The sequence below is a fragment of the Persicitalea sp. genome (assembly GCF_041751555.1).
In the GTDB taxonomy this organism is placed as follows: domain Bacteria; phylum Bacteroidota; class Bacteroidia; order Cytophagales; family Spirosomataceae; genus Persicitalea.
This window is the reverse complement of record NZ_JBGSXF010000580.1, coordinates 1-17,662: the sequence shown is the minus strand read 5'-3', so window position 1 is coordinate 17,662 and position 17,662 is coordinate 1. Positions and strand designations below refer to the sequence as shown.

The window sequence follows — 17,662 nt, the reverse complement described above, 5'->3', positions numbered from 1 at the left end:
ACCACAGGATTTTGTTGGGTGGAATTAGCAGGTGCGCCGCCCTCGAATGTCCAGTACCAGCGGTTGGGAAAGTTGCTGGAAAGATCAAAAAACTGAACTGTGGCTCCCAAAAGTACCTGCTGCGTTTCGGCCCGGAAGTTGACGCGGGGTGGTCCAACGACTATCGTGCCGCATAGATTAGACGTGATGAGAGAATTCCGGCGCGGACTGATATCCATTACGGTTCGCATTCTGGTCTTCTGGCCTTTGGTAAAGATATTGAAACAAGCGTCATCGGAGTAGTCCATGTAGTTTTGGACCATATTGACAGCCCCGCAGGAAGTGCGTCCCACCTGACAGCCCCGGCTCTCGCTGGCCTGGGGGGGCGTGTCGTCCACAAAGTCGTTGCCGCAGTTGGCGTCGCCCCAAATATGGCGCAGACCCAGCCAGTGGCCCACTTCGTGCGTGAGCGTTCGGCCTTGGTTGTAGGGAGCCTGCAAGATGGGAAAGTTGCCTTTGAGAGCATTACCAAAAGCCCGGTAGGCAATCACCACGCCATCGGTGTTGCGGGGACTGTTATCGGGGATACCCGCCAGCGTGGACATACTGGGAAACTGAGCATAGCCCGCCAACTGAGCGCTGGCGTCAAAGTCCAATACCCAAACGTTGAAGTACTTGTCAGGGTCCCAGATCGAGCTTGGTTTCAGAACGTTCTCAATATCGTTGCGTGTCCAGGTGGTCCGGTTGCCGTTGATGCGGTCGATACCCGGCTCAGCCATTACGCCCCCCTGCTGATTCAGGCGGGCCAGGCAGAACTCGATCTCGATGTCGGCCCCGCGTGGATCGTCATTGAAGCCGGGCGTTCCTGCCCTGCGGCGGAAATCTTCGTTCAAGGTTTCAATTTGCGACTTAACCTGCGCTTCACTGAGGTTGCGACCCGCGCCAACGCCTTCACCGTTATGAACGACGTGGACGATAATGGGAATCGTGAGCGTTTCGAGCGTAACCCGCCCGCTTTTTTGCAACTCTTCCCGCTCATGAATCTTTTTTTGCAGCAATACCTCAAAATCCTGCAATGAACCCAGGCCGGGATGTTTGGCCCGCAATAGGCTATCCATCTGCATGGTGGCGCAGGGCTCGGGCCGGGCCGCGTTCGGCTGTGCGATTGCTTTGAAGCCCCACAAAAAACTGAGAAATAGAATGCTATAAAGGTAACGTCGCTTCATTATTCAATAGGCCGGTCCGTGGGTCGAAATGAATGTGGAGAAAAGTTTTTATAAAAATATTGGCAGCTACTTGCTGGCAGAGGTAAAGACGAAGCGGTAGCTGGCGTCGACGTTGTCGAGTTCGTCCAGGTATATTTCCAGCGTCATGCTGTTTTCGGTAAGCGACTTGACGATGTAGGGTAGTTTGCCTGAACTCAGCAACGGAAAAGCAAATTCCAACGTGGCCGTGGCGTTGACAAAGGTCCACGTGTCTTCCAGAAGTACGTCGGGTTCGCTGCTGGCGCATTTGGTAGGACCGTTGATGTACTCGTACTTACGCTCAGCATTAGCATAAAACACAAACTGATCGTCGGCTTCACAGGCGTTACTGAATAGTTGGCTGGCGGGAACCGGTCCAGACTCTTCACCGTCGTCTATTACCTCGAAGGAGGTCAGCGACCAGGTTTTCTTTTCCTTGCCCGTGAGTAGCTGGGTATAGGTAAGCGGCGTGGGTTCCTTGATTTCGGAACAACCCGCCAATCCCACCGTCAGTAAGCCGAGGATTATTGTGAGTAAACGGTTGGAGATCATGGTCGATGCTTTATGTAGTGATATTCGTGTTTCGTTTCTTTGTTTAGCTGTTTAGCCATAAGCAATCTACAACTCCGCTTTTACTACTTCCGGGGTGTAAACCTGAATGGTACTGTGAGTACCGTGTCCCTAGTATCCGATATTGGTAATTTCAATTTAATGTTCAGCGTGATCGCCCGGGTTTGCGGGTTCCACAATCCATTGCCTCTCAGGGTGTCATAGGGAGTAGGCAATTCAGTAGTCACCTGAGTAGGGATGGTTAGGGTGTTATCGCCGTTATCGACGAAGTCAATGGGTACTTTCCTGGCGTTGAAGGTAAATAGTCCCAAGAGCCCGATATTCCAGTTGGCTACCTTGTACGTTTTACAATCCAGGCTGCTGATTTCGATGTTCTCGACTACATTATCGGTACCAAACCGACCCGTGTAGAACCCACTCAACAGACAGTCGTCCTGAATCGTTAAGCGAAAAACCTTCCCCATGTTGGCCTTGCCAAAGCCAATCTGCAAGCTCTGGCTCGGGTTGACATCGGTCAGCGTAAACACTACATCCTGCGATTCCAAAATGTTGTTGGCATTGTTGATCAGACGCACGACGATGGTGCCGAAGTACTTGCCCGCCGGAATCGTAACGACACCCTTCGTGCCTTCAATAACATAGTCGCGCCCTTCGCGGGCATTCCCTCCCACGGTGTAGTTGACAGTCACGGCCTGGGCCAGGGGTTTACCCACGACATGAACTTTCAGTTCGATAGGCTGGCCAAGACTTTCTTTGGCAACTACGGAAGAATCCGAAAAGCGCACGTAGTCAGGGCCTTCAAAAACAATTTTCTGCTCTTCGCAGGAAGCGAGGGCCAGCATCGCCAGCACGAATCCTAATGACAGTATTTTATGGGTCAATTTCATCGGTTTATTATTCATTCACTCATTCACTCATTCAAAATTAATTCAATACCCCGGATTCTGAGATCCCGCCAAAGCCTTATTACGCTGAATTTCGCTCTGGGGAATGGGCCAGAGATTGAACTTTTCGTTCCAGTTGGTTGAAAAAGCAGTCATTACGGGCTGAATACGATTGGTGCGTTTAAGGTCGTACCAGCGATGCCCCTCGAAAGAGAGTTCGTACACACGCTCTTTTTCGATGGTCAGCAGGGCATCGGCCTGGGTAGTTATACTTGCGTTGGGAGCTTTGGCGCGTTTGCGAAGCACGTTGATATCGGCCTGAGCACCGTTGGCTCCCACAATACGTCCTTGCTGGGCGCGGGCCTCAGCTCGGATGAGGTATTGCTCAGCCAATCGGAAAATGGTGATGTTGTTATTGGCTTCGTCGGGGGAGCCGTATTTCCGCACCGACCAGCCGTTGTCACGTCCACGCTGCCGGGCGGGATCGAAACCAATCGTCTGGGTTCTTTCTCCGGCGTTTGTCTCCAGCATCGTGAGGATGTAGGTATTGGCCGGAATGACCTCCCGGCGACCGCGCAGAACATCGTTGAGACCGAAGGTACTAGTGCCGGGATCATCGCTGGAATTATTGGCGTAGGCCACTTCAAGGATTGTTTCGTCATCTACCTCCTCAAAAAATACGGCGGCGATGGTTTCGGGTAGGGTCTGCAGCCTGGTGGCGATGACCTCGGAGGCGAACTTCTCGGCCTGAGCCCAGTCTTTCTGATAAAGGTAGTAACGAGCCAGCGCCGCACGCGCGGCATTTTTGGTGGCAAAAGTTTTGGCGAGTGTCTTGTTGGAGTTTGTGTTGGGTAAATCCGGCAGAGCAGCAGTATAGTCGGCCAGCACCGACTTCAATATATCCTCACGAGAGGCGCGTGGAATATTGCGATTGGTAGCGATCGTAGTAGTCGTGACCTGCGGAATTCCGCCAAAAGTGTATGCCCCAAGGAAATTGACAAAGCCGCGCAGAAATCGCGCTTCGGCCAGTACCTGCTTGCGGTTGGCCTCACTCACGCCAGGCACGTCGGCTATGCGCTCCTCGATAAAATTGGCAATATAGATTGTACTATATATCGAACCCCAAAAGGCTCCGGCAGCCGCATTTGCTGAGGTTATCTGTTTGTTTCCCAATTCATTGTACACGGTAAATGTACCATTGTGCTGAATGAAGTCGGCAGTAAAAGAGCCAGCAATCACCATCGGTGCCCCTATGCCCCGGAAAGCGTTGTACAAGCCCAGCCGCACGGGTTCAACGTCGGCGGCTTCGTTTAAAACCAACTCGTCCACCAACAAATCCACAGGCTCTGGCTCGAGAATCTCCCGGCAGGAGCTGAGCGATACCGTGAAAGCCAGCATTACGCTCAGCAGGCGCAACAGGGTTTTTCTATTATAAAATCCAGAACTATTCATCGTATCTAAAAATGTCAAAAGGATCTTGAATTAAAACTTGATCGTCACGCCTCCCATAACCGTCTTGACCTGAGGAAGCGTAAAGAAGTCGATACCCTGTGCCACAGTCGAGCCGTCGATGGTACTCACCTCGGGATCGGGCCCCGAGTAGGCGGTAAGCGTCCACAGGTTGGTAGCCGAAGCAAATACCCTCACGCTACTCATCTTGGCCTTCGTTACCCAGCGGGTAGGGAGGTTGTAGCCGAACGATAGATTTTTCAGCCGCAGGTAAGAACCGTCTTCCAAAAAGCGGCTGCTGTGAAAACTGTTGTAGGTGTTGCCAAGAATGTAACGGGGAATGTCCGTTTCATCACCCTCCTGCTTCCACCGCCGCAGTGCGGCAATGCTCTGATTGTCCTGAATGTCGGAACCCGTATTCAACAGAGAAGTATTTGTAAAATTTAGAATCTTATTCCCATACATGAACTGGAAGAAAACGCTCAAATCGAATCCTTTGTAAGAAACACTGTTGGTAAATCCGCCGTACAACTTGGGTTGGGCGTTACCAATTACCTGACCGTCTTCGGGCGAAATTCGTCCGTCCCCGTTGACGTCGTCATAGATGGCGTCACCCGTGGCGGGATCCACGCCCATGAACTTCAGGCCCCAGAAAGTACCCAGCGGCTGGCCTTGCAACACGGCGTTTGTGCCACCCACGCCATTACCCGAATAGCCCCGAAACAAAGTATCATTATTAGCCAGCATAGCAACGTTGTTCAGGTTGTGGGTCAGGTTCAGATCGGAACTCCAGCGTACCGCCCGATCCACGTTGACGGAAGAAAGTGTGAGTTCCACACCCTTGTTGGAAATCTGACCAATGTTACCCTGAATACTGCCGAATCCGGTGGTAAGGGGAATCGGTTCGGCGAACAGCAGGTTGTCGGTCAGGTTGCTGTACACATCGGCGGTAACCGAAAAGCGGCCATTCCAGAAAGCAGCATCGAAGCCGATATTAGCTTCACGGGTGCGCTCCCATTGCAGGTTGGGATTGCTAAGATTGTTGGGCCCCACGCCCGTCGCCCCATTGTAGGTAGCGCTGGCCCAGGTACCTAAGTACTGGAAATTTCCGATCCGCTCGTTCCCCGTAAAACCAAAACTACCGCGTAGTTTCAAATCGCTGACGAAACGCACATTTTCCATGAACTTCTCTTGCGAAACTCGCCAGCCGAACGAGGCCGAGGGGAAAAGACCAAAGCGGCGGTTTTGACCAAAGCGCGAGGAACCATCGTAACGGGAGGTGAAGCCCAGCAGGTACCTGTCCTGAAAGTCGTACTTTATCTCCCCAAAGAACGAAAGCAAACCGTTTTGTCCGAAAGAGGAACTACCGTTGTCCACAATTCCGGCGGAACCGATGTAAGTAAAGTCGTCGCTGGGGAAAAGACGCCCCTGCACGTTGGACGAACGCGCCTGCGAGTGAATGATTTCGTTACCCAGCAGGACATTGAAGTGGTGTTTGTCGTTGAGCGAGAGGTAGTAAGTAAGGACGTTGGAATTGATCAGCGTATAGCCTGTATAGGAACTATATACGCCGTATCCTTTACCGCCTACTCCTTGCAGAAAGCCACCGATGGCGGTTCCGGAAGATTCGTATTGGTCTTCCTCCGCATTGTTGTAGTCCATGCTGAACTTCGTGCGGAAGCGCAGATTCTTGATAATTTCATAATCGGCATTGACCCCGACGATCATTTTCAATCCGTGCGTCACGAAGCGTGGCAGTACGGCTTGGGCCACGGGATTGAAGTTGGGAAAGCCCGCGTAGCCGATGCTGTTGGGGCCGTACAGTTTTCCCTGCTCGTTGAATGGCGCGTAGAAGGGAAGACTCTTGATGGCTCCTGAATACACACCATCCAGAAAATTATCTCCCTTCACGCGGTTGTTTTTGCTAACGGCCATGTTGATATTGGCCCCGAAGTTCAATTTGGAGGTAGCTTTATGATCCATATTGAGCGCCCCACTATAACGGGTAAAGCGATTGTTGAGCTGTACGCCCTCTTCGTCACGCGCGCTGCCGCTGAGGTAAAACCGAGTGCGGTCGTTGCCTCCCGAGGCCGATATTTGGTATTGTTGCAATACACCCTGCCGCAGTACGGCATCGACCCAATCAGTGTCCACTCCGTCGGTCACGCCCGCGATGAGCCCTTGCTTGTCCGGGTCTTGCCCGGCATTGGTCACCGCCTCACGTTGTAGTTCGATCAGTTGGGCGGAGTTTAGGAGTTGTGGCCGCTTGATGATTTGGGTGACGCCCCGCTGTACATCCGCCGTAATGGTAGTTTTGTTGTTGCGTCCCCGCTTGGTTGTAATGAGAACCACGCCATTGGCCCCCCGTGAACCGTAAATGGCTTTGGCAGCCGCATCTTTCAGTACTTCCAGGGATTCGATGTCATTGGGGTTGATAATGGCCAGAGTGTTGTCCTGTTGACCGCCGAAGCTGCGACCCGAAACCGCCCCGACTTCCACCGGTACTCCGTCCACGATAAACAGCGGACGATTGGAAGCTGAAATAGAAGTGTTCCCCCGGATTCGGATGGAAATACCCCCGCCCGGCGTACCGGACGACTGCGATACCTGAACCCCTGCCGCCCGGCCCTGTAGCGCCTGATCGACGCCCACTACCGGAACATCCTTGTATATATCGCTCTTAATGGAGGTGATAGAACCGATGACATCCTTACGTTGCGTTTGATTGTAGCCCGTCACCACTACCTGATTCAGTTCAGTGGCGCTCTCGGCCATCTCGACGTTGACTACCGAGCGGTTGTTGCCCACCGTAATTTCCTGGGGTTCTAGACCGATGAAGGAGAAAGCCAGCGTTACTGTGCCGGACGTGGGGATGGAAAGCCGGTACTGGCCCTCGGCGTCGGCGCTGGTGCCGTTGGTGGTGCCTTTCACCAGTACGCTGACGCCCGGCAGGGGTGAGCTGTCGGCCACTGATGTGACCTTACCCGTGATCACCCGCTGGGCTATGGCATTGGAGACGACACCCGAAAGGAGGAGGCAAAGCAGCCAAATGCGGCCGTAGTATTTCATCATGTAGTTGGTAAAGATAGCTGGCAATAGGTTAGGGTTTTGGGCAGAGCAAATGCAATAGCTTTCTTCTAACTACGCAAAATAGGCCCGTTTCAGTTGCGGACAATAGAATATTTAGTGTCAAAAGGTAATTGTGCGCTAAATAACGATAGATATATTGATTTATTGAAATAAATGATAAAGCTCGATTCATTCAGCTGGCGCTGAAATTGCCTGAAAAACAAAAGAAGCACTCCATTTTTTCGAAGGAGTGCTTCCGTTTTTCTAACCACTATACGCCAGTCAAATATTCCTGTATACGCCAGTCAAATATTCCTGGTAAGCTGCGAGGCTCAATAGCCTGGATTCTGGGCAAGATTGGCGTTGGCGTCTATTTCGCGGCGCGGAATGGGGTACACCAGTTTGGGTGAGTCGAATGGCAAATCTCCCACATTGCGCTTGGTGCGCTTGATGTCGTGGATCAAGTGCCCCTCGAACGCCAGTTCCAAATGCCGCTCTTTCAAAATATTCGCAACCGTGAGCGAGGCTGCCGGAATGGCGGCAAGTCCGGCGCGGGCACGGATCAGATTAATGTCGACCGATGGAGCCGCCCCGATGCTGGAGTTGTTGCGAAAGTTGGCTTCGGCGCGGGTTAGATACATCTCGGCTAGGCGCAAAATCTTGACGTTGCCGTACTGATTGATCCATTTCGAGGTAAATACGCTGCCGTTATCCTCATAGAAAAGATTCGCCCGGTTATCACCTGCTTCGTAAAGTGCCAGGTGAGCGTCTTCTATCAGGATGTCGCCGCGACCACCGAAGTCGGGAGCAGCGTAAAAGGTATTCGTGGAATTAGTGCCATCCTGCGAGGTGATTTGAACGGCAAATATATCCTCAGCCGTGTTGACCCCGTTCACGTTGACGCGCAGGTCGAAAACGTCCTGAGTGTTGACCAGCGAGTACTTCTTGGAGTCGATGACACGCGTAGCGGCGTTGGCTGCTTCGGGGTATTTTTGCTGCATCAGGTACACCCGTGACAGCATCGCCGCTGCGGCGTATTTGGTGGCAAAGAAACCGTTGCTCTCGGGTAGGTTGGCCTCTGCTTCAGTCAGGTCTTTGATGACCTGCGCATAGACCTCGCCCACCGAGTTGCGACTCACCTTGGCCTGCTCGGTGATCTCAACGGTCGGCGCCAGCACCAGCGGAACGCCGGGATTGGCCGAAGGCGTACCGTCGGTCCAGACTTTGGCGTAGTTGCGCACCAGCTCAAAATACAGGGTGCCGCGAATAAACTTGGCCTCGCCCTCCACGCGAGCCCGATCGCCCTCGGTGACCACCGCAAGGTTAGCCAGCACGTTGTTGACGATGTTGATAGCTCGGTAAGAATCGAGCCAGGTAACTTCGGCCTGGTTATTATTGACGAGCAGACTTTTACGAAAAATTTCGTCGGGAGCCACGAAGGTGCCGTCGAAGAAAATCTCGCCATTGTCGCCCAACAAATCGGCGTCGCGCAGGACATTGCCGCCGTACACGTCGGCGTCGCCCAGAGCGTCGTAAGCACCCACAAGCAAGGCTGCCACATCGCCCGAAGTAGCCACAGCTGCCCCGGCGTCGATGGTGTTGACAGGCTTTACGTCAAGTTCATTGGCGCAGCCCCCCAGCACCAGCAAGCTGCCCGTCAGCGCGTAAGGAAGGAGGTTTTTAAGAATATGTTTCATGTTAAAATAGGAGATATTAGATATGAATTATTAGATCAAACCACGGCGGTTTCAAACGTCGACCGTCCGCTAGGTCAAAACCCTAAATTGATCCCTACGATAATCGTTTTTGCCTGGGGAGCGGAATAGAAATCGTTGCCCAGCCCGATGTTTCCCGCCAGATAGTCGGCGTTCACTTCGGGATCCCAGCCCGTGTACTTGGTGAAAGTCAGCAGGTTCTGGCCCGTCACGTACAGCCGCACGCGATCCATCTTGATACGGCTGGTAAGCGTGGAAGGTAACGAATAGGAGAGCGTGGCATTCTTCAGGCGCAGGTAATCGCCGCGCTGCAAATAGCGCGATGACTCGGCCGTCCCGTTGGCCCCGAAGAGCCGGGCCTGCGGAACGTTCGTCATGTCGCCGGGCTGCTGCCAGCGTTCGAGTTGATCCACAGTTTGGTTGTCGAAGAAATCGCCGTTGGCCGATTGGAATTTACCGCCGCCGTTGTAAATGTCGTTGCCCGTTTGGCCCTGGAACAAAACGGTAAGCTCTATGCCCTTGTAGGCAAAGCTATTGCTCAAACCACCGATGAGTTTCGGATTCGGGTTGCCCACCACCACGCGCTGCGCGTCGTTGGGATTATTGGTCGTGGTGCGGTCGAAAGTGCCATCAGGCCGCTCGTCGTTTTTATAATAAAGCGCGTCACCGTTGGCCGGATCCACACCCGCGTACTCGATGGTGAAGAACGAACCGATGGGTTGACCCTCGACTGCCTGGTTGATAAAACCACCCGTGATGACCTGGCCGTCGAGGTTCACGATTTTGTTGCGGTTGGCCGACAGGTTCAGCGAGCTGTTCCACTTGAAGGCCCCGGTCGTATTATCCGACCGCAGGACGAACTCCCAGCCTTTGTTTTCGAGATTACCGATGTTGCGGAGCTGCGTACGGAAGCCCGAAGTACCCGGCACATTCACGTTCAGCAGCAAGTCGCGGGTGTTCTTGATATAGTAATCGACCTCGCCCGAAAGTCGCCCCGAAAACAAGCCAAATTCCAGACCGATGTCCGTCTGCGTCGTTTGTTCCCAGCGCAGGTCGGGGTTCTCGATTTGTTCGGGCCGCTGACCGGGTACGCCCGCGTAGCCCGCATCGCCCCGGTATAAGCCGTAGGAGTCGAAGTTGCCGATTTCGGCGTTGCCCGTCAGGCCGTAGCTGGCCCGCAGTTTGAGCAAACTGAGCGTCGGGATAGCTTCCATAAACGACTCGTCGGAAATAATCCAGCCGACCGAAGCCGCCGGGAAAAAGCCGTAGCGGTTGTTGGCTCCGAAGCGCGACGAACCGTCCACGCGTCCGCTGACCGAAAACAGGTATTTGTTATCAAAACGGTAGTTGGCCCGCGCAAAGTAGGAAAGGAAACTGTAATTGCTGGCTGACGAACTTCCCGCCGTAATGTTAGCCGCCGAAGTGACTTTGGTGTAGGCGTTGGAAGGGAATTCCTGCCCTGTAACGGAATTGTAGGAGGCTTCCGATTTCTGAAAGGTCATACCCAGAGTAGCATCCACATCGTGTTTTTCACCAAAAGTCTGGCCCAACGTAAAGAAATTGTTGGTGGTGTAGTTGGTAATCTGCGCCCACGTACTATACCCCTGGCCGTTGGGGGCTCCGGTATTGCGTGAGGTTTCCTTGCCGAAATACTGGTCTTCGTTCAGGTTATAAATATCGGTTCCCATCTCGGAGCGAAATTTGAGCCAGTCGGCAAATCGGTACTCCGCGAAAACATTTCCGATAGTACGATAGGAGGTAGAAACGTTGGATGAAAAATCGCGGTTGAGCAACGGATTGTAATACAAGGTGTAGCTGCCGCTCAGTTCATCGGTGCGCGGGTCGATGACCGGGGTAATGGGCGGCAAGGCCACGATCTGCAGCGGCGTTGAGAAGGCGTTGTCGTTTGATAGCCGTCCGTTGACAGTGCGGGCCAGATTGACGTTTACGCCCAGCGTGAGTCGATCGGTGGCTTTATGATCGAGGTTAATGCGTCCGCTGAGCCGCTTGAATGAGTTTTTTACCAAAATCCCTTTTTGGTCGAGGTACTGCCCCGACACGAAGAAGCGGGTCTTGGCGTCGCCACCGCTGGCACTGATGTCGAACTGGCCCATCGGGGCTTTTTGGAAAGCTTCCGCCTGCCAGTCGGTATCGAACTTGCCGGTTTCCCAGCCCGCCCGATCCCCGGCGGCGTAACGCGTGAAACGGTTGTAGGTGCTGCCCGTTAGGTAGCTGGCGGGCAAATTCCCCGCGTCGATCTCATTCTGCACGGCTTCCGAAAATAACTCCACGTACTGTTCTGTATTGAGCCACTGCCGCAGGCGGGTAGGCTTGCTGCTGCCCATTTGGTAGCTGACGTTGAATTTCGTCTTGCCCGATTTTCCTTTTTTGGTTGTAATCAGCACCACGCCGTTGGACGCCCGCGCTCCGTAGATAGCGGCAGCCGAGGCATCTTTCAGGATGTCGATCGACTCGATGTCGTTGAAGTTGATGTCCGCCAGCGGGTTCTGTGGGGCCGAACTGGTTCCCTGGTCACTGGTCGTTAACGGGATACCATCCAATACGTAAAGCGGCTCGTTGCTGGCCGTAACCGACGACGAACCCCGGATGCGCATCTGCATCCCCTGGCCGAGTTTTCCATTGAGCGACGTGACCTGCACCCCGGCGGCACGGCCTTGCAAGGCTTGCTCGAAGGTAGTTACGGGCGTATTGGCGATTTCGGCCCCGCTCACCTTGGCAATATTGCCCGTTAGGTTACGCTTCGACTGCGTCCCGTAGCCCGTCACTACTACCTCGCTCAGCGAGCGGATGTCGGCCGCGAGCTGAACATCGATCGTGGTAGAATTGCCAACGGGAATTTCCTGTGGGGTAAAGCCCACAAAACTGAAAATAAGCACCGCGTTAGGTGCAGCTTCTACGACGTAGCTACCCATAGCATCGGTTTGCGTTCCGCGCTGGGTACCTTTGACTTGTACACTCACGCCGGGCAGGGAAGAACCGTCGTCGGCGGAGGTTACGGTTCCGGTTATCCTAAGATCCTGCGCCAGCGCGGCGGTGCAAAAAATAAGGCAACCTAGAAGATAAAGTAAACTTATTTTTCTCATGGTATTCTGATTAGGTTTGATTGATTGTAAAATCTAATTTCACACAAAAAATCCAGCACGCAAAGAAACTTTGTAAACTGAGCCGGAAAATTCAATTCCTTGTGGAATTAATTAAATATATGCTGTGAAAAATCATTTTCGCAGTATATTGTTTTGTAAAAGCGTATATTGATTTCAGAACTTATACGCTGCACTTTGAAATTTCGCCTTCCTTTTTGTCTCGTTGCCCTTTGGTTTGCCTTTGCTATTCCCGCAGGGGGAAAATCGGCCGAACACCCGGCAACACCATCCAAAATGCACCGTTTGGCTTTTTCTCGACCCAGAGTGCCCGATTTGCCAAAACTACACCCTGACCGTCCGCCAAATGCACGAAACCTACGCTGACCGAGGCGTGACGTTTCGGGGCGTGTACACCTCGCCCGTTATCAAAAAACGGGACATCAAGAATTTCCACAAAAAATATAAAATACCCTTTCCGGGCGAGATAGATAGGAAATATGCCCTGGACGAGCACTGGGACGCCTCCGTCACGCCTGAAGTAGTTATGACCAGTCCCATCGGTGAGGTACTTTACCAGGGCGCCATCGACAACTGGTACTACGCTCTGGGAAAAAACCGTCCCGAACCTACGGAACAGTATCTTAAAAATGCACTTGATGCATTTTTGGCCGGACAGCCTATCGAGCAGAAAAGGACGAAAGCGGTGGGGTGTATGATGAATCGGTGAGGTAGTTCAAGGTTCAGCCCTGAAATTCCTGATTCTGTGGAAGGTAAACATACTGGCATCGTGCCAGCGCTGGGCCTGTCCCCGGTCGTTTTCCCAGGCGGTTCGTAGCACAAATACTATATCATCCCCGTCGATTTGCATAGAAGGGTAGTTGAACCCTTGAAACGATGACGAAGTACCCTGAAAAACCAGTCGCTCTTTCTTCCATGTTTTCAAATCGTAAGAACTGAAAAGGGTTATTCCCGTCCTGCGATCCTCGCCGGGATAAATTTCGGAATGACTGGTCAGCGCCCAGTATTTTTCCGATACCGGATCATACTTAGCCGTGTATTTGCTCTGACTGCCTGGCAAGGCAAATTTATCGCCCGGCTCGGATACGGCAGTCTTCATGTCAGTGGCCCTGACTACCGGCCCTCCGCTTTTGGGCATGGCAATGGGTCGCCCGTCTTTCCCCAGGACCATATCGGTTTCATTCCCGGTAGAAACATTGTCCTGCCTCACCGTACTAACCCAACTGTCGGGGTTCATTAGATCACTATCGACCGAGGCCGACAGGAAATTCACGGTATGTGGCCAGGGCAGATTTTCGTAGGCGATCCAAAGCCTGTTTTGGGCAATTTCTACGTGAGCGGGCGAGTTGCGGAAATTGTCCAACAACCCTACGGGTGCCGACCACGTACGGCCGCCGTCGGTGGACTTGCTGATGGCTCCCGTGCCGTTCGCACCTCCCGCCTCATCACCGATGATGTACAGCGCCCCTTTGTGGTAAAAAGTGGACGCGTGCTCTACGAGATATTCGTTCTGGTTTAATTTGTCCCAGGTGCGCCCTTTATCTTTGGAAATATACCGAGCCTTGTTTTTTCCCGCGACATAGTCCCCGTTCGGCAGCACGATCAGATCGGGATCGACGGTATAATCACTTCTGTTGTACGGGTCGGTGTTCATGTACAGGACGACACCCTCCGCCAAATCAGAAACAGGCAGCGGATTGTCGAATTTGATGTGCCCCGGTTCGCCAAACACGATGGTTGGTTTGTGGGGATCATTGAAAGGGATGTTCAGGTAGGTATTAGGCTTGGTGTAGTTATAGGTGTACAGGTAATATTTATCAACGGAAGAATCAAAGGACGTGTTGGTTTTTATCCATCCCGACACGCTCATGTCGCCTTTCGGCACGGCGATGGTTATCGTACCAGCAGCGTCCGCTTTCAGTTTAGTCATCGTGCAAATCCGCCCGTCCTCTGTGTCCAGCGGCGTAGTTGCAAAATCCTTATTGACAATTTCTGAGGGTCGATTGTCCCACAGATGGTACTCTCCAGGTTTGTAATACCTGTCTTCCCAGCCCGTTCGGGTGCCGATTGGGTACATCAGGCGGTAGCCAGAATCACCCACATTCCAAATATCTACCCCGACGCCGTTGACGCGGATATTCATCTGGGCATGAAGATTAGAGCATCCCATCGCCAAGACGATAAACAAAGTAAGTTTCCCCAGATGCTTCGTCACAATATTGTCGGGTATATGATTCTGCAAAATTCCGGTGGCATGGTTTGAAGTAGAAAGCGGATACCAGGGGCAGGTTACTTGGAGAATTTCAAATCTTTAATCTCGTTTTTTAAAACCTTAAAATCAAGGTCTTTTTTATTCGAAAGCTGTTTGCCGTCCAGACTTACGTTATCGAAAGTCACGCCAAGAAGGTTTTCAGATTAGGAGCATTACTGTGATACCGGAAAGGGAAAAGACTGGGATTTGATCAGATATGGCGCGATCTCAAACCGTCTTTCGATACCGCCACGAAGCTAAGCCAATAAGTACCACGGCCATGCCCAGCAGGGTAAAAAACTGCGACTGCATATCGCGCAAAGTACTTCCTTTCAGCAACACGTTTCGACCTACCTCAATAATGTATTTGAGTGGGTTGAAAAGGTTGAGGTACTGCGCCCATTGCGGCATATCCTCGGTCGAGGAGAAGAGGCCACTTAGCAAAATGAAGATAACCAGGCAGAAAAACACGGCGAACATAGCTTGCTGCTGCGTGTCGGAAACCGCTGAGATAAGCAACCCTAAACCAACGCACAGTAACAGGAATAAAAAAGCAAAACCATAGATCAACAGCAAACTACCTTCGACGGGAATTTGGAAGAAAAATTTCCCCACCAGCAGTCCCAACGTGAACTGGATGAGTCCGATGATGACAAAGGGCGTGAGCTTACCCAGGATGAATTCGTATTTTTTGATGGGCGTCACGTTCAGTTGTTCCTGGGTACCTATTTCTTTCTCGCGCACGATGTTAAGGGCCGCAATCATGCCACCGATCAGTAGCATCAGTTCAAACAAAATCCCCGGCACCATGAAGGTTTTGTATTCCAGGCGCGGGTTGTACCAGTACTGATTCGTTACGTTGAGACCCGCCGCACTACCCGAACTTGCTCCGATACTTTCGGTGCGGATTGTTGTATTAAAATCCCGGATAATCGTTTGGGCATAGCCCGAAGCAATGCCGCCCTTAGTGCCGTCGATAGCGTTGACCAATAGCTGTACCGCTGCCCGGTTTTCTTTCCCCAAATCGCGCTCAAAGTGCGGCGGAATCACCAGCACCAGGTCGGCACGGCTCGCCAGGAGTTCCCGATACGCCGACTTGGCGTTGGGCAAGTACCCTTGAAAACGAAAGTTTTCAATGAAGCGAAACTTGCCCGCCAGCCGTTGCGCGTAGGTCGTATGGTCTTGATCCACGATGGCAATTTTGAGATTTTTAACCTCGAAATTCGCCGCGTAAGCCAACAATATAAGTTGAATAACGGGAGCCGCCAGCATCATCCGCAACAAAACCGTGTTGCGCCGAAGCTGCCGGAACTCTTTTTCGATCATGAATAAGATGCGTTGCATAATGAGGAGTGATGAATGACGACTGATGAGTTGGCGCGGTTAGCCATTCATCGCTCATCATTCATCATTGGTTTAGCCTAGGTTTTAAGTTTCGTAAACTGACTGCCATCAAGAAGGCAGACATTCCGAGCAGTACTAATGTGGGTTTCCAAAGTAGTTCCAACCCGATGCCCTTGATCATGATACCTTTGACGATTTCGATGAAGTAGGTGGCGGGAATGATGTTGGAAACATACTGCAGGAAGCGCGGCATACTTTCGATGGGGAAAATGAAGCCCGAGAGAAAAATCGTCGGCATCAGAAGTACCAGTAGCGAGGCGAACATAGCGACCAACTGGGTGTCGGCGATAGTGGAAATCAACAGCCCCAGTGAAAGTGCCAGAAACGTAAACAGCAGTGTCTCGGCCAGCAGCAATATTAGACTACCATTCAGTGGAATGCCCAACAGGAAAACACCCAGCGCGATGATGATGCAGCCGTTGATGAATGACAGCAGCAGGTAAGGCAGCACTTTACCAAACAAAATCTGCAACTGCGAGAGTGGTGATACCATCAACACTTCCATGGTACCTGTTTCCTTCTCGCGGGCAATCGTCACTGAGGTCATCAGTGCCGACACCAGCAAAAGTACCATCGCCATTACCCCTGGAACGAAAACGAACGCGCCGCGTAGTTCAGGATTGAACACCATGCGCGACTGCACGTCGATTTGCATAGGAGGTTTGGCGTCCGGCGGGTTTTGTTCAGCCTTGTATCCCTGAATAATGTTGGTAGCGTAGTTGGTCAGACTGATTGCCGTATTCTGTTCCGAAGCATCAGCCAAAAGCTGCACCTGTGCCGGAACGCCGGACCGAGCAGGGTCATTCCGGGCAAAATCCTTTGAAAAACCAGGTGGAAATACCACGACTAATTTCACCTTTCCCCGCCGGAAAGTGCCATCTATATCGCGGTAGGCGTTCAAGTTTTGGGTCAACTGAAAGTAGCCCGACGACAGCAAGCGATCGGTAATCTGCCGACTGTGCGTACCGTGATCCAGATCCAGCAGGGCGATTTTGGCATTCTTGATTTCATTGGTTAAAGCAAAGCCAAACAGCAATACCATCGCCAGCGGCATCCCAAACAGAATCAACAGCGTCCGCCGATCCCGCAGGATGTGGTAGAATTCTTTCTTGACGAAGGCGAGGAAACGGTTCATTATTTGTTGATTTGTTGATTTGTGTAATGGTGTAATCGTTTATTTGATGTTTATTTGTTTAGCTCCTTAGCTGTCGGACTTTACACATAATACAGCATTCCGCTTTGTTCTTGTGCCTCTTTGTCATTCTGAGCGGAGTCGAAGAACTCACTTCCCCGACGTCCCCCTGGCCAGAATTTGAAAAACGCCATCCATGGAATCCACGCCATAGGTACTTTTAAGTTCAGTGGGCGTGTCTAGGGCTTTGATGCGGCCATCCACCATGATTGAGACGCGATCGCAGTACTCGGCTTCGTCCATGTAATGCGTCGTGACAAAAATAGTGGTACCGTAGTGGGCGGCTTCGTAAATCTTGTCCCAAAATTGACGCCGCGTGATTGGGTCCACGCCGCCGGTTGGTTCGTCCAGGAAAACTACCTTTGGATTATGAATGAGCGCCACCGAGAAAGCCAGGCGTTGTTTCCAGCCCAGCGGCAATGATTCTACCAGCGTATCAGCCACATTATCCAAGCCCAATTCCTGAATGATCCTGTTAGATTTTGTTTTCAAATCAGCGCGACTCAGGCCGTAAATTCCGCCATAAAAGCGGATGTTCTCCCGCACCGTCAGGTCTTCGTACAGCGAAAAACGCTGACTCATGTAGCCGATTCGCTGCTTGATTTGCTCCGATTGGGTGTAAACGTCGTAGCCCGCCACTGTGGCCTTGCCCGAAGTCGGCGTGAGCAACCCGCACAGCATCCGCATAGCGGTAGTTTTGCCCGCACCGTTGGCTCCGAGGAAGCCGAAAATTTCGCCCTGTGCCACCTCGAACGTAATCTCGTTCGTGGCGGTGAAGTCGCC

The 17,662-nt window shown here is 52.3% G+C and carries 12 protein-coding genes; 1 reads left to right on the top strand and 11 read right to left on the bottom strand.

Going from position 1 to position 17,662, the window contains the following annotated elements; genetic code table 11:
* From ACEW8P_RS20555 to ACEW8P_RS20525, 7 genes are all read right to left on the bottom strand, one after another.
* Window positions 1-1,205 (bottom strand): M43 family zinc metalloprotease (locus ACEW8P_RS20555; protein WP_373514948.1); only part of this gene is annotated, 1,205 nt, incomplete at its 3' end.
* Window positions 1,206-1,271: 66 nt separating this feature from the next.
* Window positions 1,272-1,775, bottom strand: coding sequence for a hypothetical protein (locus ACEW8P_RS20550; protein ID WP_373514947.1), 504 nt, complete (start codon window positions 1,773-1,775; stop codon window positions 1,272-1,274).
* 83 nt (window positions 1,776-1,858) lie between these two features.
* Entirely contained in the window at window positions 1,859-2,680 is an 822-nt protein-coding gene (locus tag ACEW8P_RS20545) for a hypothetical protein (protein WP_373514946.1), read from the bottom strand.
* Window positions 2,681-2,722: 42 nt separating this feature from the next.
* A complete protein-coding gene (locus tag ACEW8P_RS20540; protein ID WP_373514945.1) occupies window positions 2,723-4,093 on the bottom strand; it encodes a RagB/SusD family nutrient uptake outer membrane protein in 1,371 nt (456 codons plus the stop codon).
* Between the two features lie 66 nt (window positions 4,094-4,159).
* Window positions 4,160-7,222, bottom strand: a complete 3,063-nt coding sequence (locus ACEW8P_RS20535) for a SusC/RagA family TonB-linked outer membrane protein (protein WP_373514944.1) — start codon at window positions 7,220-7,222, stop codon at window positions 4,160-4,162.
* A 305-nt stretch (window positions 7,223-7,527) separates the two neighbouring features.
* Window positions 7,528-8,892, bottom strand: coding sequence for a RagB/SusD family nutrient uptake outer membrane protein (locus ACEW8P_RS20530; RefSeq protein WP_373514943.1), 1,365 nt, complete (start codon window positions 8,890-8,892; stop codon window positions 7,528-7,530).
* 74 nt (window positions 8,893-8,966) lie between these two features.
* Complete coding sequence (locus ACEW8P_RS20525; RefSeq protein ID WP_373514942.1) at window positions 8,967-12,014, bottom strand: SusC/RagA family TonB-linked outer membrane protein; 3,048 nt, start codon at window positions 12,012-12,014, stop codon at window positions 8,967-8,969.
* Window positions 12,015-12,237: 223 nt separating this feature from the next.
* On the opposite strand from ACEW8P_RS20525, the gene ACEW8P_RS20520 reads away from it, so the two are divergent.
* Window positions 12,238-12,741 carry a redoxin domain-containing protein gene (locus ACEW8P_RS20520; protein ID WP_373514941.1) on the top strand — a complete coding sequence of 168 codons (504 nt, stop codon included), beginning with the start codon at window positions 12,238-12,240 and terminating at the stop codon, window positions 12,739-12,741.
* Between the two features lie 6 nt (window positions 12,742-12,747).
* Here the strand turns inward: ACEW8P_RS20520 and ACEW8P_RS20515 are convergent, their stop codons facing one another.
* The 4 genes from ACEW8P_RS20515 to ACEW8P_RS20500 all read right to left on the bottom strand — a co-directional run.
* Complete coding sequence (locus tag ACEW8P_RS20515) at window positions 12,748-14,274, bottom strand: sialidase family protein (protein ID WP_373514940.1); 1,527 nt, start codon at window positions 14,272-14,274, stop codon at window positions 12,748-12,750.
* Window positions 14,275-14,511: 237 nt separating this feature from the next.
* Entirely contained in the window at window positions 14,512-15,627 is a 1,116-nt protein-coding gene (locus ACEW8P_RS20510) for an ABC transporter permease (protein WP_373514939.1), read from the bottom strand.
* A 64-nt stretch (window positions 15,628-15,691) separates the two neighbouring features.
* Window positions 15,692-16,822, bottom strand: a complete 1,131-nt coding sequence (locus ACEW8P_RS20505; RefSeq protein ID WP_373514938.1) for an ABC transporter permease — start codon at window positions 16,820-16,822, stop codon at window positions 15,692-15,694.
* A 147-nt stretch (window positions 16,823-16,969) separates the two neighbouring features.
* On the bottom strand, window positions 16,970-17,662 hold a 693-nt coding region (locus ACEW8P_RS20500), incomplete at its 5' end, for an ABC transporter ATP-binding protein (protein WP_373514937.1).